The sequence below is a fragment of the Streptomyces sp. NPDC101178 genome (assembly GCF_044767965.1).
Lineage (GTDB): Bacteria > Actinomycetota > Actinomycetes > Streptomycetales > Streptomycetaceae > Streptomyces.
On the sequence record NZ_JBIWOZ010000004.1, the window covers coordinates 306481 to 331848 of the forward strand.

Here is a 25368-nt window from a genome sequence, read left to right on the forward strand (position 1 = left end):
ACGAGAGGCGTCCATGACCTCCCCTCCGACCCGCCCGGCCATACGGGCCGAAGGACTCACCAAGCGCTTCGGGAAGAAGCAGGCGCTGAACGGTGTGGACCTGGAAGCGGCTCCCGGCACCGTACTGGGGGTCCTCGGCCCGAACGGCGCGGGCAAGACCACCACGGTGAGAGTCCTGTCCACGCTGCTGCGGCCGGACGGCGGCCGTGCCTGGATGGCCGGTCACGACGTCCTCGCCGCCCCCGAGGCCGTACGCCGTGACCTCGGTCTTTCGGGGCAGTACGCCGCGGTCGACGAGAAGCTCTCGGGTCGGGAGAACCTCTACCTGGTCGCGCGGCTCTACGGGTTCGGGCGGCATGCCGCCCGCCGCAGGGCCGGTCAGCTGCTCAGCGACTTCGATCTGGAGGACGCGGCCGACCTGCCGAGCAAGACGTACTCCGGAGGGATGCGCAGACGTCTCGACCTGGCCGGCGCCCTCGTGGCACGACCGCCCGTGGTGGTGCTGGACGAGCCCACGACCGGGCTCGACCCGCGAGGGCGGGCAGACACCTGGCAGGCCGTCAGGAACCTCGTCGCCGAAGGCACCACCGTGCTGCTCACCACCCAGTACCTGGAGGAAGCGGACCAGTTGGCCGATGCCATCGTCGTCATCGAGAGCGGCACCGTGGTGGCCCGTGGTTCCGCCGCCCAGCTCAAGGCGCGGGTGGGCGGCGAGCGACTCTCCCTCACCGTCGCGGAACCACGGCATCGCAGCACCGCCACGGAGATCCTGGCCACGCTCGGCGACCATCTCCCCGACCTGGACCGGCGCACCGGACGCCTGACCGTCGCCACCGACCACGGCGCGCGGAGTCTGGAGTACGCCCTGAGCTGCCTTCGGCTGGCCGGAATCACCGTCCAGGACGTGGGGTTGGCACCGCCGACCCTGGACGATGTGTTCCTTTCCCTCACCGGCCATCCCATCGCGCCGGACGAGGCAACGGCCCCCGACGGCGTCGCGGCCGTCGGGGGAGGTGCGCGATGACAGCGGTCCAGCGGCTGGGCCGCGACTCCTCCATCATCGCCTGGCGCAACCTGCTGAACCTGCGCCGGACCCCCGGGTCGGTCATCGCGGCACTTGTGCAGCCGGTGATGTTCGTCCTGCTGCTCGCCTACGTCTTCGGCGGCAGCCTCGGCGGAGCCGAGTACCGGATCTTCCTCATGGGCGGCATCTTCGCCCAGGCCGTCACCTTCAACTCCGCCTTCACCGCTCTGGGCCTGGCCAACGACATGGACAAGGGCATCGTGGACCGCTTCCGCTCCCTCCCCATGCCCGCCATGGCCGTGCTCCTCGGCCGGACTCTGTCCGACCTGACCATGAGCGCGGTGACCCTGGTCGTCACCTCCCTGTGCGGCCTGCTGGTCGGCTGGCGCATCAGCGCCTCACCCACCGACGCGCTCGCGGCCTACCTGCTGATCCTGCTCTTCGCCTTCGCCATGTCCTGGGTGGGCGCCGCGATCGGGCTGATGGCCCGCAGCGTCGAGGTCGCCCAGAGTGCGGGGCTGATCTGGCTCTTCCCCGTCACCTTCGTCTCCGCGGCGTTCGTCTCCCCGCACACCATGCCCGGCCCGCTGCGCACCGTGGCGGAGTGGAACCCGGTCTCGGCCACGGCCACCGCGGTCCGCGGACTCTTCGGCAACCCGCCCCCGGCCGGCCTGCCCACAAGCAACGCCTGGCCCGTCGTGCACGCACTCCCCTACGCCGTGGCCTCCGCGATCGTCATCACCGGCGCGTTCATGCTCCTCGCGCTGATCCGCTTCCGACGCATCACGCTCGGATGAGTCGCACGGGACTCTCGGCGCCCACATCGAGGTCATCCGCTACAGGAGTGGGCCTACGCCGGGTGTCATCGGGCCGCGATGTTCGCGGAACCAGATCCTGGACGGCGCGGTGACCTGCCGCCGCCAGGAGAAGCCGCCGAGGTCGCGGGCGGCCCCGGTGGGTACGTCGACCTGGTACAGGCATGCCGCACCGGCGGTGTCGAGGGGGCGGAGCCCGGTATCCGGGCAAGGGCGAACAGTCCGACCGGTGGGAGATCCACTCGGAAACCAATCCACCATCCGTCCGGTGGCGAATCCTCGCTGTGTGGTGGCTCGAAGGTCCGCCACGCCAGTTCCTTGCGGTGACGGAACGTGAGGAGCGGCTGCTGTGGGGTGCCACTCCTGGGACACCCCACAGCAGCGGTCCCCCCTCCCGGCCGACGGTGCGAGCGCCTCAGCTCTGGTTCAGCGGCAGGGCCACGTCGGTGACCTGGTGGTCCTTGGGGAAGGCGCCGACGCCCACCGCTTGTCCGGTGAGGATGTTGATGTCGTAGAAGCGGTAGGCGCCGTTGACGCTGAGTGCCGCGAAGCCGTGGTTGGTCCGGGTCCGGTGGGAGAAGTAGATGTCGAATCCGGCGTTCGGACCGGCGTTGACGCCGAGGTTCCCGGTGGGGGCGAGGGTGCCGGAGTTGGCGGGCGACTGGAGCGAGACACGGTCGTTCGTCGTGTCGATGTCGAAGAGGGACGTCGCGGTCTCGGCGTTGAGGTCGTTGTTCGTGTATGCCGCACCGGTCACCCCCTTCGCCGTCGACGGGGGCGTCGTCGGGTTGGTGAGCGGGGTGTCGACGGTCGTGGTGCGCGGGGCGGCCGGGTCGTCGATGTTGTGACGCAGGTTCTGGCCCGTGTCGCTGATGACACGCAGTCGGTTCGCAGCCGGGTTGAAGTCGACCCCGAAGTACGTGCCTGCCAGGGCGACGGTCAGCTGCGACACTTTGGCAGCCTTGGCGTTGCGGGTGTTCAGGGTGTAGAGGCCGCCCTTGTCACCGACTCCATACAGTTTTCCCTCCTGCACCCGGAAGTCGATGCCGACCAGTTTGGTGTCCTTCTTGAGGCCGCTGACCTTGCCCAGCTGCCACAGCCTGGCGGGCTCGCCGGTACGGAACTCCACCAGTCGCTGACCGCTGGTCAGTCCGATGACCGTCAGGTCACCGTCCGCGGCCGCCCGCTGCCCGGCCTCCCCTGGTCCCGAACTCTCCTGGGAGGTCCGGTCGGATGACGGGGCGGCGGCCCACACCCCGGCCGAAGCCGGGATGACCGAGGACACCGCCGCAACAAGAGCGACGGTGACAACTGCTGCACGCATGCGTATCTCCTACGAGGTGGGGCTCCCGGCCATCGGGAGTCACCAGCGACGAGACCACGCGCGCACCCGAGCCGCCCGCCGCGCAGGACCATCCGGCCCGCGGCCACACGAGAGCCCTGTCGAGGTCCGGAGCCGGGTAGAACCACCATGCCGGGCATGCCCGTTGCCGCCTCCGCCCTGTGCGCGGAGGCCAGGACTGCGCGACGTACGGAATACCGACACCACCCCGGCGAGTGATGGCCTCGGCGCTCGCCGGGCGGGCAGCTTCCACCTGGCACAGCTGCTTCCCGGGCTACGGCGCTCTCGGCGTGCGACTGCGGATCAGGCCGCGGCAGGCACGGTGAGGCGTCGGCCTCAACCTGGCCGCTACCAGCTCAGGCCCGGAGTCACCGTCGGACAGCAGACTCACAAGCCACTCGGAAGGGTTCACTCCGTCAGCACCGATCCGAATGAACCCTGACGCACAACCTTGAACACGAGACTCGGTGCACCTTCCGTCACATCCCGCAGACCTCCGGACCTCGGCCGCAGGGCAGGCCGTGGACCCGGGGGCCCGTCACGGCGGCGGCCGGTGGGAGCGCGACTGACCGTTCTTCAGGTCTCCCCAGGTCAGCGCAGTCGACCGCGGGGCTTCAGCGGAGTGGCGGGAAGCTCCGGGGCGGGCAGGCGGGCGCCGTCGTAGCCGCGCACCTCACCGAACCGCGAGCCCTCCTCCCAGTCCTTTCGCGCCTGGACGATCTCCTCACCGGACCGGGCGATGAAGTTCCAGAACATCACGATCTCCTCCTCGAACGGCTCGCCGCCCAGGAGCATCAGCCCCGCGTCGGACAGGGCGCGCAGCGGTAGTCCGGTGCGGCCGCAGCCGAGGTAGAGCATCGAGCCGGGCAGGACCGGTACGCCGTCGACCTCGGCCTCTCCGGACATCGACAGGACCGCGTACTCGAAGTCCGGGTCCAGGGGGAGGCGGGTCTCGGCGCCCCCGGTCAGGGTGAGGTCGGCGCCGACGAGCGGGGTGTAGGCCGTGCCGGGTGAGGCCGCGCCGTCCAGTTCGCCGAGGATCACGGTGGCGGTGAGGCCGGGGGCGGTCACGGTGGGGAGATCCGTGTGGTGCTGGAAGTGCGGCTCGACGTTGCGGTGGGCGTCGGGGAGGGCCACCCAGAGCTGGGCCCCGTGGAGGAACCTGGCGTGCGGCTTCGGACTCTCCTCGGAGTGGCTGATGGCGCGGCCCGAGGTCATCAGGCCGAGTTCGCGGGGGCGTACGGTCTGCAGGCTGCCCAGGCTGTCGCGGTGCAGGACCTCACCGTCGTGGAGCCAGCTGACGGTCTGCAGGCCCATGTGCGGGTGCGGTGGCACCTGCATACCGGGCTCGTCCGCGATGTCATCCGGCCCGTAGTGGTCGACGAACGCCCACGCGCCGACCATGCGGCGGCCCAGGTTGGGCAGCAGGCGGCGCACCTCGGTGGACTCGCCGAGCGGTACGCGGCGCGGATTCAGGAGTTCACGGACCGGCTCGGCGACGACGAAGCCGCGCCCTCCGCAGACGGAGGGAGTGGCCTGGCGATCGAGATTGCTCATGGCGCTCAACCTATTCCCGTACGGGCATGGAGCGTCGGCATCCACGCCAAAGTTTTAGTGGAATGTTCAACCATTATGCGGTGTTGTGCTGGCTGAACGGATGGCGGGAGGCCCGGCGGATCGGCACCGGGCTCGTGGCCCGCACGATGACGAGGAGGACACGTGAACGACACCTACTACGAGTTCGGCACGGCCGCCGACCGGTGGGACCGGGCGCAGATGTTCTTCGAGGCCAAGGAGTACCTCACGGCCGCCCGGATCCTCGGCGGGCTCGTCGAGGAGGCGCCGGAGCAGGTCGCGCCGCGGCTGCTGCTGGCCCGCTCCTTCTACCACTCCGCCCGGCTCGGCCGGGCCGAGGAGCAGCTGCGCGCGGTCCTGGAGCTCGACCCGGTCGAGAGCTACGCGCGCCTCATGCTCGGCCGGACGCTGGAGCGCCAGGGGCGGCGGGCCGAGGCGGCGACGCAGCTGCGGATGGCCGCCGCGTTCGACGGCGACTTCGGGCCCCGGGAGAGCTGACCTCGGCCCGCAGGAGGATGCGCACGACGACGCGTCCGACGACGGGGCCGCGCCGATCCGGAGCGGCCCTGTCCTCCTTTACCCACTGGTACGAGCAACCGATAATGAGCCTTTCGGGACGAAGGGGCGGGGGATGCGCGGATCCAGGGGTGCGGAGTTAGGACGGGTGCGGGCGGCCGCGCTGATCGCGGCGGTGGCGGTGGCGGTGGCTGCGGCGTCGACCGTGTCCGGCTGCTCCGGGAGCGGCCGGACCGGAGCCGGGGCCTCGGGCACGTCCGCCGCCCGCTCACCCGGGGTGCACAGCTGGACCGGCCGCCCGTGCGCACTGCTCACGGGCGCGCGGCTCGCCGAAGGGTTCGCCGTCGGCTCGACCACCGATTCCGCCGACCCGGACATCCGGGAGGACATCGGCGAGAACGGCAGCCGGCCCCGCTACCGGCAGACGGGCTGCCTGGCCGGCCTCACGGGCCCTGACGGGGCGTCGTGGACGCTCGGCGCGACCGCCACCGTGTACGAGGACGCCGAACCCGCCCGTCACGCCTACCGCGTCAAGGAGGACCTCGACCGGGCGCACGGGCGCGGGCCGGAGCGGGTGCACGACGCCGCGTACGCGACACCGACCGATGACCAGGGCCGCCCCGGCCGCACTCTCGTGCTGCGGAACGGCGACCTGCTCCTCTCGGTGACCGCGTACGGCCCGTACGGCAGCAAGCAGCACGACGTACGCGACGACCTTGCCGGCATCGTCGAGACCACCGCCCGCCTCATGGAGGACGGCCTGCGCGAGCGCGACGCCTCCTCCCCCAGCTCCTCCTGACGGCGTGCGAAGTCAGTCCGCCGGGCCGGTGTTCGCCACCCGGTCGAGCCACTCCTTCATCAGCGCCGCCTCGGCGGTGCTGAGCCCCGAACCCTGCGCCTGGCGCAGCAGAGCGCTCAACCTGGCTGCGGCCGAGGGGACTTCGGCCTTCTCCGGCGCGCCCGGTGCCGCGTCGGGGGTGAGGATCGAGGTGTGCACCGCGTCGCGCACCCGGCGGGACAGGTCGGCGTCGTCGAAGGTCGCGGGGCGGGCGACCAGCATCAGCGCCACCCCCACATTGGCCGACATGACCATCTGGGCGGCCAGCTCGGGCGCGACCCTTATCCGGCCCTGGGCGGCGGCCCGTTCCAGGTCGCGGGTCAGGATGCGGTGCGACTCCAGCGCCGCGGCGGGAGGCGTCCGCATCGCCGGTGAGTTCATCAGGCGGTAGAGGTTCGGGTTGCGGACGGCGAATTCGACATGGGTGTCCCAGCCGCGGCGCAGGTCCTCCACCGGGTCCGTGCTCTCGTCGCGCTGCCGTTTCGTCGCGAGATAGCGCTCGAAGCCGTGGTCGACGACGGCCGACAGGAGGCCTTCCTTGTCCCCGAAGTGGCGGTAGAGCGCGGGGGCTCCGACCTGGGCCGCCTCGCACACGGCGCGCGTGGAGATGTCACCGTCCGGCGACTCGCCGACCAGCTCGGCGGCCACCTGGAGGATGCGGGTCCGTGTGTTCGTCGTACTCATCGCGAGGACGCTATCAAGGCGGGCCCCGGCCCCTCAGACGATGCCGCCGTTGGCGCGCAGGACCTGGCCGTTGACCCAGCGGGCCGGGCCGGCGAGGAAGGAGACCACCTCGGCTATGTCCTGCGGCGTGCCGAGCCGCTCCAGCGGAGGCTGGGCGGCCATCCGCGCGACGGTCTCCTCGTCCTTGCCGTCCAGGAAGAGGGCGGTGGCGGTCGGTCCGGGGGCGACGGCGTTGACCGTGATGTCCCGGCCGCGCAGCTCACGGGCGAGGATCAGGGTCATCGCCTCGACGGCCCCCTTGGTGGCGGCGTAGGCCGTGTAGCCGGGGAGGGCCAGCGACAGCACGGAGCTGGAGAAATTGATGACGGCCCCGCCGGCACGCACCCTCCGCGCGGCCTGCTGGTCGACGACGAAGGTGCCGCGGATGTTGGTGCGGTACATCCGGTCGAGTTCGCCGAGGTCAAGCTCGGCCAGCGGCGCGAGCGCCATCACGCCAGCCGCGTGCACGACCACGTCGACACCTCCGTACGCCTCCTCGGCGGCGTCGAAGAGTCCGGCGACGGCGGCCTCGTCGGCCACATCCGCCTGGTGCGCCATCGCCTGGCCGCCCGCCGCGGTGATGGCCGCGACGGCCGCCTCCGCCTCTGCCCGGTTGCCCGCGTAGGTGACGACGACCGCGAGGCCGTCGGCGGCGAGCCGCTGGGCGCTCTCCCGGCCGATGCCCCGGGATCCGCCGGTGACCACGGCCACCCGGCGGGACGTGCCGGCGGTGGACACGGCCTCGGGCTCGAACTCGGACCGGGCCTTCGGCCGGGCATCCGACTGGGTATGGGTCTCGGTCCGTTCGGTCATGACATCACTCCTGGCGACAGGGGTCGCGGCGGTTCCGTGGATCCCGTTGAAATCAACGCTAACATCACCACGTTAGCGCCGCTACCCCAGCTGGCCCCCGTACCCGTAGCCGTGCTGTCCCCTCCACCGGACCCGGAGACGACAGAACCCGCCGGAGGCACCCCGGCGGGTTCTGTACAGGACGGAAGCGTGGACGGTCAGCCCACGGGCGTCGCCACGCGCGGCGCGTCGGTGCCGTTCGCGGAGACCAGCAGCCGCTCGGTGAGGTAGCCGAAGATCAGGCCGAAGCCGGTCCAGAACGCGGTCTGGACGGCGAGCGTGGAGAGCCGGAACTTCCAGAGCAGCGTGCCCGGGAAGTCCTTGCCGACCTCGTCGAACGAGGGCAGGAAGGCGTAGGCGAGGCCGATCACCAGGACGAAGCCGGCGGCAGCCGCGATGGACGCGTTCCAGTTGCCCAGGCTCGGGGCGAGCCGCTTGCCGATGATCACGGCGGCGACGGCCAGCAGCACGCTGAGGGCGACCATCAGGAAGAACAGGGTGGTGCGCTGCCCGATGGTGTCGGGGTTGCCGACGGCCGGCGGGTTGGCCGGGTACTTCAGGAACGGCACGATGTAGACGGTGAGCAGGGCCGCTCCCGCGATCAGCGCGGCCGTGGCGCGCGGGCCGAAGGCGCCGATGCGGCCCAGCGCGTACGCGAAGACGAGCGCGGCGATCCCGCCCGCCGCGACGCCGAAGACCAGGAGTGCGGTGGCGAGGCCGCCGGTCGCCTGCATGGTGCGGCTGACCAGTTCCTCCTCCTCACCACCACCGTGGTCGGCATGGCTGTGCGCCTCTTCGAGCGCGATGGCGGCGTCCACCTGGGACTCGCCGAGGAAGTACGCGACGGCGAGCGCCAGCGCACCCGCGATCACGCCCGCGATCATGCCGCGCACGAGCAGAGCTCTGACAGATATGGAGTTCACGAGGCGTTCCCTGTTTTCCTGGTTCCCTGGATTCCTTGACCACGCGCCTGCGGGATACCGCAGGCGGCTCAGTGGCAGGGGAACCCGAGCAGGTGACGGCCGTCGTGGACCCATTCGTGGACGCCTTCGCCCGAGATCAGGGCGGTGGCACCCTGTTCGGCGCCGACGAAGTACAGCAGCACGAGCGCCAGGATGCCGACGAAGACGGCCCAGGGGGCGATGGCCTTCGCCGAGATCGGGGTGATCGCGGGTGCGCCGGTTGCGGGAGCGGCGGACTGCGCCATGGCGGAACCTCCTGTGGGAACACGCGTCCCTGTCGTGGTGCATCGGACGAAGGTGCTGGGTCTGACTTCCCGCACAGGTACGGGTACACAGTGGCGCGACCGTGCCGGATTCTCACCGGACTTCCGTCACACCCTCGTCAAGTTCGACGTGACCATACCGCCTGTACGCAGGCACCGCCATGGTGCAATCTGCGGAGCTTCGGGCCCCGAATCGCCCACTGTTCAAGGGCGTTGGGGTCTTCACCGAACGATTTGAGGCAGGAACATGACAGTACGGGTGATGTTGGTCTCACCGGCGATGAACGCGGCGCTCCGGGAGGCCCGCTTCGACGGTGACGCCCCGCTGGACCGGGCCGGTGAGCGGAGTGCGCGGGCGGCGGCGGCCGCCGTGCCGACGTCCGGCACGGTGCTGAGCGGCCCTTCCGGGCGGTGCCTCGGGACGGCCGCCGCGCTCGGTCTCACCGCCCGCACCGAACAGGCGCTCAGCGGCTGGGACCTCGGGCGCTGGAGCGGCCGGCGGCTCGACGAGGTGGGCGCCGCCGAACCTGACGCGGTGGCTGCCTGGATCGGCGACCCCTCGGCGGCTCCGCACGGGGGCGAGTCGCTGCGGGCGCTGGCGGAGCGGGTGGGCGGCTGGCTGGACGGGGCGGGCGACCGGGACGGGGCCGGCGACCGGGAGCCGGCGAGGGTCCTCGCGGTCGCCGAGCCCGCCGTCGTACGGGCCGCCGTCGTGCACGCTCTCGTCCTGCCGGTGGAGGCGTTCTGGCGGCTGGACGTCGCGCCTCTGGTCCTCACCGAGCTGAGCGGCCGGTCGGGCCGGTGGAACGTCCGGCTGGGACGGCCGCTCGCCGCACCTGAGGGATCCTGAGAGCCGCTCCTCAGGAATCCTTCCAGTCCGGCCGCAGCAGCACCGCCGTGGCGACGATGCCGTCCTCCACCCGCCATGTCCCGTCCAGCACCGGCGGCACGGCCGGATCGGTGCGCAGCAGCCGGGCGGTGAAGGTGCCGCCCGCCGCGCCGCCGCCCGCCAGGTCGTCCTCCCGGTGGAACGTCAGGTCCGCCTCGTCGAAGTCCAGCTCGGTCAGGGTCAGCGGATACCAGGTCTTGAAGACGCTCTCCTTGGCGCTGAACAGCAGCCGGTCCCAGTGGACGCCTCCCGCCTCCCCGGCTTTCTCCGCGAACCGTTCGCGCTCCGAGGGACGCACCACCAGCTCCCCCACGCCTTCCGGCAGCGGAGCGTGCGGCTCGGCGTCGACCCCCAGCGACAGCACGTCCGCCGCGCGCGCCAGCGCCGCCGCCCGGTATCCGTCGCAGTGCGTGATGCTGCCGACGATCCCGTCGGGCCACAGGGGCATCCCCCGCTTGCCGTGGAGTACGGCGACGGGTTCCAGGCCGAGCGGGCGCATGGCCCGCCGTGCGCAGGCCCGCGCGGTCGCGAAGTCGTTGCGGCGTTTCGTCACGCTCCGGGCGATCAGCTCCTCCTCCTCGGGGAACAGGACTCCGTCCGCCACGATCTCCTCGCGCGTCGCGGCGCAGGAGACGTCACCGGGCAGCATCCGCTCGATCACAGGGAACCTCCGGAGGTGGTGTTGCCGGTAGGGGCCGAGGATGCGGACTCCCGCTCGTACGGGAGGATCTGGCGCAGGAGGCCGCGCGGATGGCCCCGCTCGCGCCACTCCCTCGGGTAGCCGATCGAGACCTCCTCGAAGCGCACACCGTCGTACCAGGTCGTACGGGGGATGTGGAGGTGCCCGTAGACGACGGCCGCGACGTTGAACCGGCGGTGCCAGTCGGCGGTGAGCACGGTGCCGCACCACTGGGCGAACTCCGGGTACCACATCACGTCCGTGGGCTCGCGGACCAGCGGCCAGTGCCCGGCCAGGACCAGCGGGATCTCCGGGTCGTGCGCGGCGAGTCTGCGCTCTGTCTCCGCGACCCGGGCCCGGCACCAGTCGTCCCGGGTCGGATACGGGTCGGGGTCGAGGAGGTACTCGTCGTTGCAGACGATGCCGGACTCGTGGGCGACGGCCAGCGACTCCTCCTTCGTGTGCGTCCCCGGGGCGCGGAAGGTGTAGTCGTACAGGAGGAACATCGGCGCGATGGCCACCGGCCCCTCCGGGCCCGGCCACAGCGGGTACGGGTCCTCGGGCGTGATCACGCCGAGCTCGCGGCAGAGCTCGACGAGGTGCTCGTACCGGCCCTGGCCGCGCAGTTGGACCGGGTCCTTGTCCAGGGTCCACAGCTCGTGGTTGCCGGGCGTCCAGATCACCTTGGCGAAACGCTCGGCGAGGAGGCCGAGCGCCCACCGTATGTCGTCCGGGCGCTCCGCCACATCGCCCGCGACGATGAGCCAGTCGGCGTCGGAGGTGGGGCGGAGGGACTCCACGATGGGCCGGTTGTCGGTGACCGCCGCGTGGAGGTCGCTCACGGCCAGCAGCCGTCCGGGCCCTCCCGAGGAGGCCGCGGCGCCGGGCGACGGGACGGGCGCGGGGGCACCGGGCGGTGCGGGATCGCTCGGAGCGGTCATGTGCGCTGGTTCCCCGTTCTGTCGGCCGTCGTGCGGCTCCGTCCGCAAGTGCGGGCCGCTGGAGACGTAGCCTCTCATGTGCCTCTGACACCCGCCCCGGAGTTCGTCTCATGTGCCTCCGGCACCAGCCCCGGAGTTCCCCCGGAACCCCGTTGCCCGACCTGCTGACGCCACGTCACCGGCGCTTCTGCGCACGGTGGTCGTTCAACTCCTCCACCGCTCCGAGCGCGTCACCGACGGTCGTGTAGTCGACGGCGACGAAGTTGACCGGACTGCCTCGTTCCGCCTCGCAGTTCCGGGCCCGCTCCAGCAGCCAGTCACGGGAGTTGATCCGGCCCGCGTCCAGCCTGCTGCCGCCTCCGTCGGTGACGAAGTGGTTGAGCAGGAAGAGGCGTTTGCCGGTGTCGCCGCGGTTCGGTTCGCAGCTCATCTCGGCGGGGCTGCGGAAGGCGAACGGGGTCTCCATCCCGTACCGGTAGAAGTTGCGGTACCAGGGCGCCGGGCCGTCCGCCTTCTCGGCGAACACCACCAGCCGCCGGCCGCTGTCGGTCATCTCCCCCAGCGTCGGCCACGGTTCGCCGGGGTCCTCGGAGGGAGTGTGGAGCAGGTCGTCGAGCCCGGCCCGGCCAAACGCCTCCGCGGTCTCCTCGGCGCCGATGTCGTCCTGGACGATCAGCGTCACGATCTCGGTGGGGTGGGCGCGGACCCAGTCGCCGATGTCCTTCAGGGTAGGGGTCAGTTCGATCGCGCCGGCCCGGCAGACGCTGTGGCAGAGCCAGAGGCCTTCGCGCGGCGGGTTGGCCTTGTCGACGGCGGAGGAGATGAGCCGGCGCTGCTCCGGCGTGAACTCGGGGTTGTCCAGCCGGGCGGCGATGTCCTGCGGGGTCTCCCAGTGGTACGTGTCCAGCATGAGCGCCCGGACGCCGGTGTCGAGCTGGGTCGTGATGTCGGGGTCCTGGAGGGGGCCGATGAACCGGTCGGCGGTGGTGGACATGGCGTTGTGGGCCGTGAGGTGGGCGACCTCGTCGTAGCGGAGCTCGCAGAGTTCGGAGCTGCCCTGGCAACGGCGGGGCGCGGACGGGCCCAGTACGGGCGGGACCAGCAGCGCGCCCGCCAGCGCGGCGCAGGTGACGCCCGCTGCCACACCGCGCACGGCGGTGGGCGCCGGGAGCGTGCGCGGGCGCACGAGGAAGGCCCAGCCGGCGGCGGTGAGGAGGGTTCCGCCGACGAGGGCGGTGAGCGCGGCGGTCAGTCCGGTGGTCACCACCTGGTCCACGGCGTTGCGCTGGAGGTCCTCGGCCAGGGCGGTGACGCTCGGCGGCCAGGAGGGTTCGGTGGCGAGGAAGCGGCCTCCGGTGGCCGGCCGGGTGAGCAGGACGGCCGCCGCCGCGAGGATTCCGCCGCAGGCGATGGCCTGGCCCAGCCGCATCAGCCGCCGGGCCGGGACGCCGGAGCCGGTGGCCCAGAGCGTGGCGAGGGACGCCAGGGCCAGCACGGTGGCCAGGATCTGGAGGTAGGTCAGCCACTGGACCCGTTCGCGCGCCTGTTCCAGGGCGTCCAGGTCGTTGCCCGCGGCGGCGAGGGTCGCGGTGAGGTCCCACGTACCGCCCTGGAGCGTGGTGCGCAGGTCGGCGGCCGCGGTGCGTGACCCGTCGGCCAGTGCGGCGGCCGCGGTTGTGGCCAGCGCGGACGATACGTCACCCCGCCCCAGGGCCACTTCGAGTTCCGGGCGCAGCTGGGTCCGGTCCAGCTCCGGCACCAGCCTCAGCAGGGCGTCGGTGGCGCGGGCGGCCTGGTCGTCGGTGAGCGGCAGGGTGGGCAGGGTGGGCGCGCGGCCTTGTCTGAGAGCTTCGAGGGAGGTGGCGAGGTCGTCGGTGAACCGGGCGAAGTCCGGCTCCTCCTGGCCCTGGAGGCCGGCGACCAGATCACCGAAGTAGATCCGGGCGAGGTCGGCCAGGTTGGCGAGCACCGGGTCGATGTCGACGGCGAGCCGCAGTTCGTCGGTGTCGCCGCGCAGGTAGCCGGTGAGCGCGAGGATCTGCTGGTCGGTGAGCGAGCGGACCGTCTCCGGTGGCAGGACGACCTTGATGTTGGAGGTCACGAGCGCCTCGGGCACCGGCAGATGGGCGAGGAGGTCACGGGTGACGGGAGCGATCGCCGGGTCGACGAGCACCTCGCTGTAGAGCCGGTCGTACGCCGACTCCTCGTCCAGGACGGACCGGTAGTAGTCCGGCGACAGGACGGTGGCGCGGACCGTCGAGGTGAGCGCCACCGTCAGCACGCTCAGCGCGGCCAGCACGAGCGCCACCGCGCGCACCGCCCGGCGGGTCCGGTCCGGGGCCATAGGACCGGGCTCCGGGGGAAAGGGGTACTCCATCGGTGCGGCGCTCACCCACTCAGCCTATGCGGATTATCAGCTTTCATGCATGAATGATGAGATTCGTGCAGTGAGGAGCTCCGCCGTGCACTCCGTCCACCTGGCCGTGCTGATGACGAGTCACAACCGGCGCGCCAGGACCCTGTCGGCGCTGAGCGCCCTGGCGAACCAGCAGGGCCTCCCGGCCCACGCCACGATGGGTGTGCACCTGGTGGACGCGGGCTCCACCGACGGCACTCCGCAGGCCGTCCGGCTCCTCCATCCGACCGTCGAGGTCATGACGGTGGGCGCCGATGTCTCCCGCAACCAGGCGATGCGCATCGCCAGCCGCAACAGCCGCAGCGGCGGCGGAGGAGGTGGGTCGCACCGCGGCCGGCCGGGCGGCCCGAGCCACCGGTGGACGCATCAGCTCTGGCTCGACGACCGGGTCGAGCTGTTCCCGGACGCCTTGGTCCAGCTCCTGGGCGCGGCGGACGCCATCGGGTCCGGGGCGGTCGTCGTGGGTGCGGTGCGGGGTGCGGACGGCGTCACGGTGTACTCGGGACGGCGCGGCCGGTCGCTCGCACTGGTGGAGCCGGGCGGGGAGCGGCCCGAGCCGTGCGACACGTACGACGGCCGGGTGGTGCTGCTCTCGCGGGCCGCGTACGACCTGGTCGGGGACGTCGACAAGGTGTTCCGTCACCGGATGGGCGACTACGACCACGGGTTCCGCGCCCGGCGGGCCGGGGTACCCGCCGTCGTCGCGCCCCGGGCCGTCGGTGTGTGCGCAGAGGGCCCGGGCGTCCCCGGCTCCAGGGAGCCGGGGATCGGGGTGCGGGAGGCGCTGCGCCGGGTGACCTCCGTGACGGAGCTGCCGCCGCGCCAGTGGTGGGTGTACTGCCTGCGCCACACCTGGCCGTGGGCGCCGTTCCTGATGGTGTCCCCGTACGCGCGGACGGCGGCCCGGGCCGCGCTCGGCCGGTGGCGGGCGTGAGGGGCGCGGGTGGGCGTGTTCGGGTCAGCTCTGGTCGGCGGTGACGCCGACGGCAGGGCGACCGGTGGGCGGCGGGGGCACGGTGGGGCGGCCGGCGGTCGTCCTGGCCGGTGCGGCGGTCGCTGGTGAGGTGCCGGCCGGCGCGGCTGGTGCGGTCGGTGCCGTCGTGCCGGTGGCCGGGCGGCGGGCGGCGGGCCTGGGCGGAGCGGTGTACGCCGGGATCCTCAGCAGGGCGAGGACGGCCGGCGCGCTGCAGACCGGCGGTACGAGGGCGAGCGCGGGGTGCAGCACGCCCGCGTACACCAGCGTGCCGATCACCACCGCCACGCCCGCCCACAGGCCGAGGAGCACGGCCGTGCCGGGCACGGTGACCCGGATCCGGCGCAGCCGGTGCGCGATGTGGTCGCCGCAGTCCTGGAGCAGCGGGCGCGAGGCGCGGCGGCGGGAGATCAGGACGAGCGCGGTGTCGGCGAGGGCGACGGTCGCGAGGACGGGCAGCGCGGCCCAGGCGGCACGCTCCGGTGGGGCCGCCACGTGGATGAGCGCGCCGGAAGTGGCGAGGACGAAGCCGGTGAAGAGGGAGGCGGAGGCGCCGGGGCGGATGCGCGCGGGGTGCCAGTTGTGGAGGAGGAAGCCGATGAGCCCCGCCAGGAGGACGGCGGGCGGCAGGGCGAGGCCGGACCGGCCGTCGACGGCGGCGCAGGTGAGCAGCCCGGCGGCGGTGACCACGCCGACGGCCGCCAGGGCTCCGTCGGAGGTGTCGAGCAGCGCGAAGGCCTGGGTGACGGCGACGATCCCGACCACGGCCAGGACGCCTGCCACAGGCGACAGGCCGGCGAGGCAGACGGCGAGCGTGGCGGCGGCCGCCTGGACCACCATCCGCACCGGCACCCCGAGCGGCCGCACATCGTGGACGAGCCCCAGCACGGCGACGGTCCCGGCCCCGGCCAGCAGTCCGGTGACGGCCCGTCCGGAGCCGTCCGCCGCGCCGAGTGCCGTGCCGGCGGCGGCAGCCGCACCGACACCGAGGACGACCGTCGCGCCGCCCAGTCTCCGTACCACCCCGGCGCGCGAGGGGCGCCCGTCCGGCGCGCGGCCGGCGCCGGAGCGGAGCGCCGTACGGCGGACACCCTTGGCGAGTGCGACCGTGATGAACAGCGCGGCCAGACCGGAGGCGATGATCCCAAGCACGTTCACCTGTCCTGCCTTTCCTCGTTCGTGAACAGCGGCGCGCGGGGCGCCGGGCGACCGGTGGAACACGGTGGCCCGGCGCTCGTCCGGTTGCGGTGTCGGGGTGACGTGGGACGCCAGTCGAGTGGCGGTTCTCCCCAACCTACGGGGCCGATGTCCCTATTCACCCTGAATAACACGAAAAAGGAGGTGATTCCCAGATCTCCTGGCGAGGATCGCCTCTGCCGGAGATCCTCTGACGAAGGCGGCGGGGCCTGGCACCCGGGCCTCTCAGGTCCCGGCGGTCTCCCGGGTGTCCCGCCCGTCCACGTACGTCGTCACGATCTCGATGTCACCGATCCGTCCGACGTCCACCCGGTGCGGGTCGTCGCCGAGGACCACCAAGTCGGCTCGCCTGCCCGGCGAGAGGGTGCCGGCCACCTCGTCCCAGCGGCAGGCGTGGGCGCCGGCGACGGTGTAGGCCCGTACGGCCTCCGCGACACCGATAGCCTCGTCGCCGCCGATGAGCCGGCCGGAGAGGGAGGTCCGTTCGGCCATGAACTGGATGGCGCGCAGCGGCGAACCGTCGGTGACCGGCCGGTCGGAGGAGCCGACGAGGGTGACGCCGTGGTCCAGGAAGCCCCGGCCCCGGTACATCCAGCCGGCCCGCCGCTCCCCCATCACCGTCGCGTAGTCGTCGCCGAAGTACCGCAGGAAGTTGGGCTGGACCACCGCGCTCACGCCGAGCGCGGCGAAGCGGGGCAGCTGGTCGGGGCGGATCAGCCCGGCGTGTTCGATGCGATGGCGCGCGTCCGGCCGGGGCTTCCGCTTCTGGGCCCGCTCCAAGGCGTCGAGCGCGAGGTCGGCGGCGCGGTCCCCGATCGCGTGGATCGCGAGCTGCCAGCCGGCGAGGTGGCCGTCGATGATGAGGCGCGTGAGCCGCTCGGGATCGTCCTGGAACCGGCCGGTGCCGCCGTCCGTTCCTTCGTACGGGGAGGTGAGCGCGGCCGTGCGCGCCATCATGCCGCCGTCGGTGTAGATCTTCAGTGCGCCCAGCGAGAGCCAGTCGTCGCCGAATCCGGTGCGCAGCCCGAGGTCCAGCCCCTGGGTGAAGCCGTCGTCGGCGTGGGCCGCGCGGGTACGGAGGGTGTCGCCGGATGCCATGAGCTGGACGCGCAGAGGCAGTCGGCCCCGGTCGCGGAGGAGTTGGTAGGCGCCGAGTTCGACGGGGCTGTGGCCCAGCAGCCCGCCGCCGACGCCCGCCTCGGCGCAGGCCGTGATCCCCTCGGCGAGGCAGCCCCGGGCGGCGTGCTCGATCGCGTCGGCCAGCTCCTCCTGGGAGTAGGGCAGGCGCAGCCGGCGGGCGGCGGTCATGGCACTCTCGGCCAGGAAGCCCTCCTCGTGCTCCACCTCGGCCGGCAGCAGCTCCAGGACGGCGGTGTTGACGACGCAGGCGTGTCCGGAGTCGTGCATCAGGAGGACCTTGCGGCCGTGGCTGACCCGGTCCAGCTCGGCGGCGGTCAGATGGCGGCCCAGCGCCCGCTGGTCGTAACCGGCGACATCCAGCCAGGCGCCGGGAGGTGCGGGACGGCGGGCGGCCTCGTCGACGGCGGCGAGGATGTCGTCGATCCGCTCGCACGGGGCGATGCTCGGCGTACGGGCCTTCAACCCGGCCCAGGCCAGGTGGACATGGCTGTCGATGAAGCCGGGCAGCACGGTGGCGCCCTGGAGGTCGACCACCTCGCGGGCCGGGAGCGAGGTCACCGCCTCGTCCACGCCGACGATCCGGCCGCGCCAGATACCGAGGTCATGAGCGACCGGACGGCGCGGGTCGAGCGTGAGGAAGCGGGCGTTCGTCAGCCTCGTACAGAGCATGGGAGGTCCCTCCCCGTCGCGGTCGGACCCACGGCGCGCGGCCGGAGAGCGGGCCGGGCCAAGCTAACCCGCCGACCCCCACCTGTCGACGTGAGGGTGCGATTCCGGCCGTCCTGGCCTCTCAACCCCGCCGTGAATCATGGGGCGTTGTGCTCTTAGGTAAGCCTTGCTTTACTGAGTCGCCGGTCATCGCTCTTCCAAGGAGGCACCTCCATGCGGGTCGTCATGTTCGGTTACCAGACCTGGGGGCACCGCACCCTGCAAGCGCTGCTGGACTCCGAGCACGACGTGGTGACCGTCGTGACACACCCGAAGAGCGAGCACGCCTACGAGAAGATCTGGAGCGACTCGGTGGCCGACCTGGCGGAGAAGCACGGGATCCCCGTGATCATCCGCAACCGGCCGGACGGTGACCTGGTGGAGCGTCTCAAGGAGGTGGCCCCGGACATCATCGTCGCCAACAACTGGCGGACGTGGATGCCGCCGGAGATCTACAACCTGCCGGTCCACGGCACGCTCAACATCCACGACTCCCTGCTGCCCGCCTACGCGGGCTTCTCGCCGCTGATCTGGGCGCTCATCAACGGGGAGCCGGAGGTCGGCGTCACCGCTCACCTCATGGACGAGGAGCTGGACGCGGGAGACATCGTCGTCCAGCGTTCGGTAGCCGTCGGTCCGACGGACACCACCACCGACCTCTTCCACCGTACGGTCGACCTCATCGCCCCGGTCACCACCGAGGCGCTGGGCCTGATCGCCTCGGGGCGGACCGAGTTCACCCCGCAGGACCGCTCGAAGGCCAGCTTCTTCCACAAGCGGGCCGAGGAGGACATCCGTATCGACTGGAACTGGCCGGCGGAGGACCTGGAGCGCCTGATCCGCGCCCAGTCCGCCCCGTACCCGAGCGCCTTCACCTTCCACAAGGGGCAGCGGCTCGAAGTCGTCTCCGCTGTCGTGTCCGAGAGCCGCTACGGCGGAACCCCGGGCCGGATCTTCTACCGCGAGGGCGACGGCGTCGTGATCGTCGCCGGAGCCGATGCCCGAACCGGCCGCAACCACGGTCTGGCCATCACCCGCGTACGGACCGAGGACGGCCGGGAACTTCCCGCGACCGAGTACTTCACCTCGATGGGCGGCTATCTCACCGGCCGCCCCTGACGATCGGGACCCACACCCATGCGTACCGCACGTGCCCGGCACTACCTCATGTGCCGGCCCACCTACTTCGACGTGGTCTACTCCATCAACCCGTGGATGGACCCGAAGAAGCCTGTCGACACTCCGCTGGCCATCGCCCAGTGGGAGCGACTACGCGAGGTCTACCAGAGCCTCGGGCACACCGTCGACACCATCGAACCCGTCCGCGGCCTCCCCGACATGGTCTTCGCCGCCAACGGCGCCACCGTCGTCGACGGGCGCGCCCTGGTGGCCCGCTTCCGCGACGCCGAACGGATCGCCGAGGGTCCGGCGTACCGCGACTGGCTGCGCGACAACGGCTTCCCGGAGCCGCGCACCGCGAGCGTCGTGAACGAGGGCGAGGGCGACTATCTCCTCGTGGGGGATCTGCTGCTCGCCGGTACGGGGTTCCGCAGCGATCCCCGTTCCCACGACGAGGCCCAGGAGTTCTTCGGCCGCCCGGTGATCGGGCTGACGCTGGTGGACCCCGACTACTACCACCTGGACACCGCTCTCGCGGTGCTCGACGAGAAGACGGTCGCCTACTATCCGGGCGCCTTCTCGCCCGGCAGCCTCGCGGTGCTGCGGCGGCTCTTCCCGGACGCCGTGATCGCGTCGGCGGAGGACGCGGCGGTGTTCGGGCTCAACGCCACATCGGACGGGCTGAACGTGGTCCTGCCGCAGAACGCCACCGCTCTCGCCGACCAGCTCCGTGACCGCGGCTTCCGCCCGGTCGGCGTGGACCTCTCCGAACTCCTCAAGGCGGGCGGCAGCGTGAAGTGCTGCACACTGGAGCTCCGGCCGGCGCGCTGATCCACCGCTTCCGGACGCCGGCGTCCCGGTCGTCGACCGGGACGCCGGCGTCGGGGCGGCCCTCGCCTAACGGATGTTGACCATCCAGGTGATGCCGAACCGGTCCACGAGCGCGCCCGCCTCGTCACCCCACGTCTGCTTCTCCAGCGGCATGGTCACCGTGCCGCCGACGGACAGGCTGTCGAAGTGTCCGCGGAGTTCGGCGCCGTCACCACCGAGGTAGAGCGCCACATCGCCGCCCGCGTGGTGCGGCATCCCGTCCGGCACGTCCCAGGCCATCAGCGTGTAGCCGTCCGGCGTGTCGAGCCGGGCGTGCATGACCTTGTCGGCGCGGGGCGAGTCCGGTGAACCGAAATCGGCCACTGTGCCCAACTCCAGCTCGCCGCCGAAGACTTCCTTGTAGAACGTCATCGCCTGACGCGCGTTCCCGTTGAATCCGATGTACGGGTTGAGTCGGGACCCCATCCGCTGCTCCTTCAAGTGTGCGGGACCTGCCGGACACCCCGGCGGCCCCTGCGTGCGTGACCTGTCGTCGGTCGGAACGCCTTGAGCCTCGCAGCGATTCATGACACCTCATGTCATGTATTCCTCTAGGGTTTTCGGATGCGTGCCGATCGGCTGGTCTCCCTGGTCCTGCTGCTGCGCCAGCGCGGCCGGCTCTCCGCGACCGCGCTCGCCCGCGAGCTGGAGGTGTCGCCGCGCACGGTGCTGCGCGACATCGAGGCGCTGTCCGCGGCCGGCGTTCCGGTCCATGCCGAGCGCGGGCGGCACGGCGGTTTCGCGCTGCTGCCCGGGTTCCGGACCGAGCTCACCGGGCTCAACCACGACGAGGCGCTCGCTCTGCTGGTCGCCGGATCGCGGCGCGGCGCGCAGGCGTTCGGTCTCGGCTCGGCGCTCGCCTCGGCGATGCTCAAGGTGGTCGACGCGCTGCCCGCGGGCCACCGGGACACCGCGGCCGATGTGGCCGAACGGCTCCTCATCGACCCCGAGACCGACCTGCTCTCGCGCCGGCTCGTCACCGATGAGGTACCGGCCCCGGTGGCGGCCGAGGTCCGGCGCGCGGTGCTCACCGGGCACAAGCTGCGCATCCGGTACGCGGCGGTGGACCGGGCCGCGCGGTGGCGCACCGTGGACCCGATCGGCCTGGTCACCGTCCGGGACCACGGGTACCTGCTGGCGACGCGGTCCGGCGAGGACCGTACGTACCGGCTCTCCCGGATCCTGGCGGCCGAGGAGCTGACCGAGCCCGCGCAACGGCCGGACCGGGTCGATCTGGACCGGGCCTGGCAGGAGCGCGGCGTACGGTTCCGGGCCGGCGGCGACCAGGTCACCGCGCTGGTACGGGTGGAGGCGGCGCGGCGGGAGGAGTTGGCGGGTACGGCGGTGGCCGTCCTCGCAGAGGAGGCCGAAGCGGACGGCCGGCTGCGGCTGGAGGTGACCTTCCAGGACGCGCGGCACGCCGAGTGGGCGCTGTGGGAGCTCGCCACCGACGCGGAGGCCCTGGAACCGCGGTGGCTGCGTACCGCGCTGTGTGAACGCGCCACCGCGGTCGCCTCGCGCTACGGAGCGCCCTCCTGAACGACCGGGCCGTCCACCGGCGTACTCACGGGTGGTGCGGGCCGTGCAGGGGCGCCAGCTCACGGCTGAACCGGAGAACGTTCTCGATGGACCGGGGGTCGTCGGCGCCGCGGAAGAGCCGTACGGGCTTGGCCTCGGAGCCGATGAGCAGGCCGGTTCTCCCGTCGAGCGAGGCGTCCGTGGCGGCGAAGAGGGACGACCGGGCGGCCATGGAAGCGGGTCCGGAGGTGCCGCGTGCGAAGGCGCGGCGGACCAGCGGCCACAGCAGGCGCAGCGGCGGGGAGACGATCTTCGGTGAGGTCATCGTGCCGTCCGTCATGTCGGTGGCGGCGCCGCCGGGGTCGGCCGCGAAGACCGCCACCCCGGAGCCCTGGAGGCGCTCGGCCAGGTGCACGGTGTAGGCGAGGTTGGCGAGCTTGGCCCGGCCGTACCAGTGGAAACCGTAGTAGCCGCCCGGGGGTTCCACGGTGTCGAAGGTGCGCTTGGCGCTCTTGATCGCGGCGGAGGAGACGTTGACGATCCGGCTCGGCGCGTCCGCCCGCAGCCGGTCGAGCAGCAGCTCGGTCAGCAGGTACGGCGAGAGGTGGTTCACGGCGAACGACGCCTCGATCCCGTCGACGGTCCGCTGCCGGTCGGCGAACATCGCGCCGACGTTGTTGACCAGCACCCCCAGCGGCCCTTCGTCCGCCAACCGCTCGGCCAGCTCGCGGACCTGACCGAGCGACGCCAGGTCGGCCGCCACGAAGCGCGGTGCGCCTCCGGTCGCGACCGCCGCTATCTCCTGGACCGCCGCAGCGCCGCGCTCGGAGTTGCGGCCGACCACCGTGACGGCGAAGCCCCGCTGCGCGAGCCCCTTCGCGGTCTCCAGGCCGATCCCTCCGGTACCCGCTGTCACCACTGCCCGCCGGTTCATCGGCACTCCTCCGTCCACGCACAAACGGATTACTATCCGTTTTCATGAGCGCACGCTACCACGAACGGATATCTATCCGTTTAGCATGAGGGGTGACCGGGGTGCCGAGGGACTGCTCGCCGTCTCGGATGCGGGTTTCGTCGGGTGTGCCGCCGTCAGCGCGGCGGGCGCAGGCCTTCGAGCAGAACGTCGAGGTAGAGGTCTCTGGCCTCGCTGCTTCCGGAGCGCACCGCGTGTCCGACCCCGCAGAGCAGGCGGCGTACATCGTCCGCCTGGATGGAGCCGCGGACCGCACCGGTCAGCCGGACACCCTCCAGCAGGCCGGTGACCGCCCGGTCGAGCTCGGCCTTCATCTCCGAGGTCGGCGCGTCGGCCTCGCCCGCCGACTCAAGCACGGCCGCGAAGTCGGGATCGTCCAGCATCCGGTCGAGCGTGAAGCACAGGAGCCGGCGCAGGCCGGCGTGCGGGTCCTGGACAGCGGCAGCGGCCCGCGCCTCGTCGACCAGCTCGCGGAAGCGTTCCGTCGACAGCGCCTCGACCAGCGCGTGGCGGTTGGGGAAGTGCCGGTAGACCGTGCCGACGCCCACACCGGCGAGCCGGGCGACGGCGTTGAGCTGAAGGGAGTTGTCACCGGCGGCCACCTGCTCGCGGGCGGCCTGGAGGATGCGGGCGCGATTACGGGCCGCGTCGGCCCTCAGCTCCTTCTCCTGCCCCGCTCTCGGTGTCACCGGGACAGCATAGGCAGAGCCGGCGACCCGGCCGCCGATGCACCCGTCACCATCGCCGCGATCGGCTCAACACACTGCTCAGCTCGCCCCGCACGCACCTGCTGGACCTGATCGAGAGCCGCACGCCCTCCGCCCTGCCCACCGGCGACCAGCCCCCGGACGAGTACGTCGCGCAGCGGCGCACACTCCACCGCGACCTCGTCGACGCGCTGGACCTCAGGGACCGCGACGAGGCCCCGCGGCTCGTCCGGGAGCACAGCACGAGTCCGCGAACGGAGGCCCAGGGGGCCACCCCCCGGTACGCCTCCGGCAGCCGCCGGGGAAGACTGGGCCCATGAGAGACGTCGTTTTCACGCGCCAGGGCGGCTGGATCCCGAAGGTGATCCGCGAGGACGGTGAGCTGAAGCTGATGCTGGGTGCCGGGGCCGACGCCAACCACGAGCCCCGCACCTTCACGTTCCCGGTCGGGGAGGCCCATCTCACGGTGATCCAGGAGGATCTGGCCAGGCACCTGCTGCTGTGGAGTGCGGTCCTTCCGCTGTGCGACGCCGCCGGAACCCGGGGCCGGCTCGACGAGAACGCCGCCGTCGCGCTCCTGGACCCGGTCCTCCTCTCCGCGCCCGAGGACGTCGACGCGCTCTTCCGGCGCATCCCGTGGGACAGGGACCGGCTCATCGCCCACGGGGCCGGCATCGATCAGCTGGAGCGCGGCCAGGTCTGCGCGGCGATGCGCACGGCGACCGAGACGTCCGACATGAAACGAGCGCAGGAGTACCACGCGCACCGCCGCCGTGCCGAGCGCGGAACCGTCCTCGGTCCGCTCGACACCGCGATTCTGCGGTACACGGGCCAGTACCTGCACAGCTCGACGATTCCGAGGCGGACACCCGACGCCGTCGACCCCGCACTGCTGCCTGAGGTCGTACGGGTGATCGCCACCGCCGAGCAGGCGTGCGCCGGAATGCGGATCGGCCGGGATCCGCGACGGGGAAGGCGCGCCACGGACAAGCGCGACTGGGACCGGATGGCGGCGACGGTGGAGACCGCCGTGCGCCGCGTACACGCCGGGCTCGCCGATGACGCGGTGCGCACCGTGAGCTTCCTGATGTGCTCGGAGGCCGCGGACCGTTCCAGGAACGCGCCCATGGAGGATGACGAGGCGGATGCCGTCGGGACCGCGAGGAAGACGGCCCTCTCCTTCACCGACGACAAGGGCGTCGAGAAGAAGTGGGCCCGGGGCGGCCCCCGTACCGCCTCCGCGGAGTTCTGGGAGTTCGTCGGCGAGCGCTCCGCCGCCGACAACGAGGTGTTCACCATCGAGGACGAGGAGATGGGCGAGGGGATCCAGCTCCACTTCTACGCGGACTCCATCGCCCGGGTCACCACGGTGCGCGAGGGGCGCGGCGGGTCGGATCCGGAGTATCGGGTCGAGTACGGCCTCGTCGAGGGGATGGGCGGGTACCGGAAGCTGGTGAGCGCCTTCGTCCTCGGCGGCTGCGCCGCACTCGGACAGCACGGCCCCTGGATGTCGGATGTCGCCGAGTTCGAGCGCGCGCGCAAACGGCGCCGCGCCGGATAGTCCCGGCCGACGGCGCGCCGCCGTTCGGCGCGTTCAGGCGCCGGCCTGGAGGCGCAGCCCCGCCAGCGTCAGGTCCAGCGCGGCGCGGAACTGCTCGATGTCGTCGTGCCCGTCGAACTCGTCGACGATCTCGTGCACGAAGGGGTGGTCGTCGGCGTCGAGCTCCCGCCACGTCGCGGCGAAGCGGCCGAGGAATTCGTCGCGGCCGACGGCGCCGTCGAGAACCTCCTCGGGCGGTTCCTGTCCCAGGTCGACCGCGGAGCCGACGACGACCGTCGTGATGGCCGAGACGGCGTGGAACCGCTGGCGCGCCGTGAGGTTCAGCCGGAGCGTCGGTTGCCCCAGCTTCTCGTACAGGCGCAGGGCGTTGCCCTGGACGTCGGTGTTGCGCATGAAGTAGTTCCCGAGCCAGGGCCGCACCAGGATCGCGTCGAACAGCGTCAGTGACATCGCGCGCAGGTCGTCGATCGGGTCCTCGCCGGGCTCCAGCGCCTCGATCTCGGCGAGGACGCCGCCGATGACGTGGTCGGTGGCGCGGTCGAGCAGCTCGTCCTTGCTCGCGACGTACCAGTAGATGCTGGCCACACCGCCTCCGAGGCGCTGCGCGAGCGCCCGGAACGTCAGCGCCGGAGGACCCGCCTCATCCAGGAGCGCCACCGCCTCGGTGAGCACGGACTCCATCGAGTGCGAAGCCCGGCGGCGACCGCCCGCGGCTCCACGGTTCTGGTGGCGCGGCATGGCCTCTGCCCTTCGTTTGCATCTCTATC

General features: G+C 72.1%; 25 protein-coding genes. 10 read left to right on the plus strand and 15 right to left on the minus strand.

The window, feature by feature from the left end; translation table 11 throughout:
- The first annotated feature begins 13 nt into the window (after positions 1–13).
- Together ACIRR8_RS13760 and ACIRR8_RS13765 are read left to right on the plus strand one after the other, a co-directional pair.
- Complete coding sequence (locus ACIRR8_RS13760; protein ID WP_404063261.1) at positions 14–1024, plus strand: ATP-binding cassette domain-containing protein; 1011 nt, start codon at positions 14–16, stop codon at positions 1022–1024.
- A complete protein-coding gene (locus tag ACIRR8_RS13765; RefSeq protein WP_404063264.1) occupies positions 1021–1821 on the plus strand; it encodes an ABC transporter permease in 801 nt (266 codons plus the stop codon). Before ACIRR8_RS13760 ends, ACIRR8_RS13765 begins: the two co-directional genes overlap by 4 nt.
- Before the next feature lie 433 nt (positions 1822–2254).
- Here the strand turns inward: ACIRR8_RS13765 and ACIRR8_RS13770 are convergent, their stop codons facing one another.
- Positions 2255–3163 carry a DUF4394 domain-containing protein gene (locus ACIRR8_RS13770; protein ID WP_404063267.1) on the minus strand — a complete coding sequence of 303 codons (909 nt, stop codon included), beginning with the start codon at positions 3161–3163 and terminating at the stop codon, positions 2255–2257.
- 609 nt (positions 3164–3772) lie between these two features.
- Positions 3773–4738 (minus strand): pirin family protein, encoded by a 966-nt coding sequence (locus tag ACIRR8_RS13775; RefSeq protein ID WP_404063270.1) that lies wholly within the window; start codon positions 4736–4738, stop codon positions 3773–3775.
- 162 nt (positions 4739–4900) lie between these two features.
- Between ACIRR8_RS13775 and ACIRR8_RS13780 the strand changes: the two genes are divergently transcribed.
- Both ACIRR8_RS13780 and ACIRR8_RS13785 read left to right on the plus strand, forming a co-directional pair.
- Positions 4901–5254 carry a tetratricopeptide repeat protein gene (locus tag ACIRR8_RS13780; protein WP_404063272.1) on the plus strand — a complete coding sequence of 118 codons (354 nt, stop codon included), beginning with the start codon at positions 4901–4903 and terminating at the stop codon, positions 5252–5254.
- A 166-nt stretch (positions 5255–5420) separates the two neighbouring features.
- Positions 5421–6071 carry a hypothetical protein gene (locus ACIRR8_RS13785; RefSeq protein WP_404063275.1) on the plus strand — a complete coding sequence of 217 codons (651 nt, stop codon included), beginning with the start codon at positions 5421–5423 and terminating at the stop codon, positions 6069–6071.
- 12 nt (positions 6072–6083) lie between these two features.
- Here ACIRR8_RS13785 and ACIRR8_RS13790 read toward each other — a convergent pair whose 3' ends face one another.
- The 4 genes from ACIRR8_RS13790 to ACIRR8_RS13805 form a co-directional block, all read right to left on the minus strand.
- Positions 6084–6794 carry a TetR/AcrR family transcriptional regulator gene (locus ACIRR8_RS13790; RefSeq protein WP_404063278.1) on the minus strand — a complete coding sequence of 237 codons (711 nt, stop codon included), beginning with the start codon at positions 6792–6794 and terminating at the stop codon, positions 6084–6086.
- A gap of 33 nt (positions 6795–6827) precedes the next feature.
- A complete protein-coding gene (locus ACIRR8_RS13795) occupies positions 6828–7646 on the minus strand; it encodes an SDR family oxidoreductase (protein WP_404063281.1) in 819 nt (272 codons plus the stop codon).
- 197 nt (positions 7647–7843) lie between these two features.
- Entirely contained in the window at positions 7844–8608 is a 765-nt protein-coding gene (locus ACIRR8_RS13800) for a CbtA family protein (protein WP_404063283.1), read from the minus strand.
- Between the two features lie 68 nt (positions 8609–8676).
- Positions 8677–8892: a CbtB-domain containing protein gene (locus ACIRR8_RS13805; protein ID WP_015612945.1), complete on the minus strand. Its 216-nt coding sequence runs from the start codon at positions 8890–8892 to the stop codon at positions 8677–8679.
- Between the two features lie 265 nt (positions 8893–9157).
- Between ACIRR8_RS13805 and ACIRR8_RS13810 the strand changes: the two genes are divergently transcribed.
- Positions 9158–9760 carry a histidine phosphatase family protein gene (locus tag ACIRR8_RS13810; RefSeq protein ID WP_404063286.1) on the plus strand — a complete coding sequence of 201 codons (603 nt, stop codon included), beginning with the start codon at positions 9158–9160 and terminating at the stop codon, positions 9758–9760.
- A 10-nt stretch (positions 9761–9770) separates the two neighbouring features.
- On the opposite strand, the gene ACIRR8_RS13815 is transcribed toward ACIRR8_RS13810, so the two are convergent.
- The 3 genes from ACIRR8_RS13815 to ACIRR8_RS13825 form a co-directional block, all read right to left on the minus strand.
- On the minus strand, positions 9771–10460 hold the full coding sequence (locus ACIRR8_RS13815; protein ID WP_404063288.1) for a 4'-phosphopantetheinyl transferase: 690 nt from the start codon (positions 10458–10460) through the stop codon (positions 9771–9773).
- A complete protein-coding gene (locus tag ACIRR8_RS13820) occupies positions 10457–11419 on the minus strand; it encodes a metallophosphoesterase family protein (RefSeq protein WP_404063290.1) in 963 nt (320 codons plus the stop codon). Before ACIRR8_RS13820 ends, ACIRR8_RS13815 begins: the two co-directional genes overlap by 4 nt.
- Before the next feature lie 175 nt (positions 11420–11594).
- Positions 11595–13763, minus strand: a complete 2169-nt coding sequence (locus ACIRR8_RS13825) for a hypothetical protein (RefSeq protein WP_404064307.1) — start codon at positions 13761–13763, stop codon at positions 11595–11597.
- 118 nt (positions 13764–13881) lie between these two features.
- On the opposite strand from ACIRR8_RS13825, the gene ACIRR8_RS13830 reads away from it, so the two are divergent.
- Complete coding sequence (locus ACIRR8_RS13830; protein ID WP_404063293.1) at positions 13882–14769, plus strand: glycosyltransferase family 2 protein; 888 nt, start codon at positions 13882–13884, stop codon at positions 14767–14769.
- A 24-nt stretch (positions 14770–14793) separates the two neighbouring features.
- On the opposite strand, the gene ACIRR8_RS13835 is transcribed toward ACIRR8_RS13830, so the two are convergent.
- Together ACIRR8_RS13835 and ACIRR8_RS13840 are read right to left on the minus strand one after the other, a co-directional pair.
- Positions 14794–15966 (minus strand): MraY family glycosyltransferase, encoded by a 1173-nt coding sequence (locus ACIRR8_RS13835; protein ID WP_404063296.1) that lies wholly within the window; start codon positions 15964–15966, stop codon positions 14794–14796.
- A 264-nt stretch (positions 15967–16230) separates the two neighbouring features.
- Positions 16231–17814 (minus strand): amidohydrolase, encoded by a 1584-nt coding sequence (locus ACIRR8_RS13840; RefSeq protein ID WP_404063299.1) that lies wholly within the window; start codon positions 17812–17814, stop codon positions 16231–16233.
- 213 nt (positions 17815–18027) lie between these two features.
- Between ACIRR8_RS13840 and ACIRR8_RS13845 the strand changes: the two genes are divergently transcribed.
- On the plus strand, positions 18028–18972 hold the full coding sequence (locus tag ACIRR8_RS13845) for a methionyl-tRNA formyltransferase (RefSeq protein ID WP_404063302.1): 945 nt from the start codon (positions 18028–18030) through the stop codon (positions 18970–18972).
- A gap of 18 nt (positions 18973–18990) precedes the next feature.
- Positions 18991–19803: a dimethylargininase gene (gene ddaH, locus ACIRR8_RS13850; RefSeq protein ID WP_404063305.1), complete on the plus strand. Its 813-nt coding sequence runs from the start codon at positions 18991–18993 to the stop codon at positions 19801–19803.
- Between the two features lie 66 nt (positions 19804–19869).
- Here ddaH and ACIRR8_RS13855 read toward each other — a convergent pair whose 3' ends face one another.
- Positions 19870–20268 carry a VOC family protein gene (locus ACIRR8_RS13855; RefSeq protein ID WP_404063308.1) on the minus strand — a complete coding sequence of 133 codons (399 nt, stop codon included), beginning with the start codon at positions 20266–20268 and terminating at the stop codon, positions 19870–19872.
- Positions 20269–20406: 138 nt separating this feature from the next.
- Here ACIRR8_RS13855 and ACIRR8_RS13860 point away from each other — a divergent pair, with 138 nt between their 5' ends.
- Positions 20407–21381, plus strand: a complete 975-nt coding sequence (locus ACIRR8_RS13860) for a helix-turn-helix transcriptional regulator (RefSeq protein ID WP_404063311.1) — start codon at positions 20407–20409, stop codon at positions 21379–21381.
- Between the two features lie 25 nt (positions 21382–21406).
- Here ACIRR8_RS13860 and ACIRR8_RS13865 read toward each other — a convergent pair whose 3' ends face one another.
- Both ACIRR8_RS13865 and ACIRR8_RS13870 read right to left on the minus strand, forming a co-directional pair.
- A complete protein-coding gene (locus ACIRR8_RS13865; protein WP_404063313.1) occupies positions 21407–22294 on the minus strand; it encodes an SDR family NAD(P)-dependent oxidoreductase in 888 nt (295 codons plus the stop codon).
- Between the two features lie 155 nt (positions 22295–22449).
- Complete coding sequence (locus ACIRR8_RS13870; RefSeq protein WP_404063317.1) at positions 22450–23022, minus strand: TetR/AcrR family transcriptional regulator; 573 nt, start codon at positions 23020–23022, stop codon at positions 22450–22452.
- 334 nt (positions 23023–23356) lie between these two features.
- Between ACIRR8_RS13870 and ACIRR8_RS13875 the strand changes: the two genes are divergently transcribed.
- The gene (locus ACIRR8_RS13875; protein WP_404063319.1) at positions 23357–24601 is read left to right on the plus strand and encodes a DUF6357 family protein; all 1245 of its coding nucleotides are present in this window, start codon (positions 23357–23359) and stop codon (positions 24599–24601) included.
- 33 nt (positions 24602–24634) lie between these two features.
- On the opposite strand, the gene ACIRR8_RS13880 is transcribed toward ACIRR8_RS13875, so the two are convergent.
- On the minus strand, positions 24635–25282 hold the full coding sequence (locus ACIRR8_RS13880; protein WP_404064310.1) for a TetR/AcrR family transcriptional regulator: 648 nt from the start codon (positions 25280–25282) through the stop codon (positions 24635–24637).
- Positions 25283–25368: the final 86 nt, after the last annotated feature.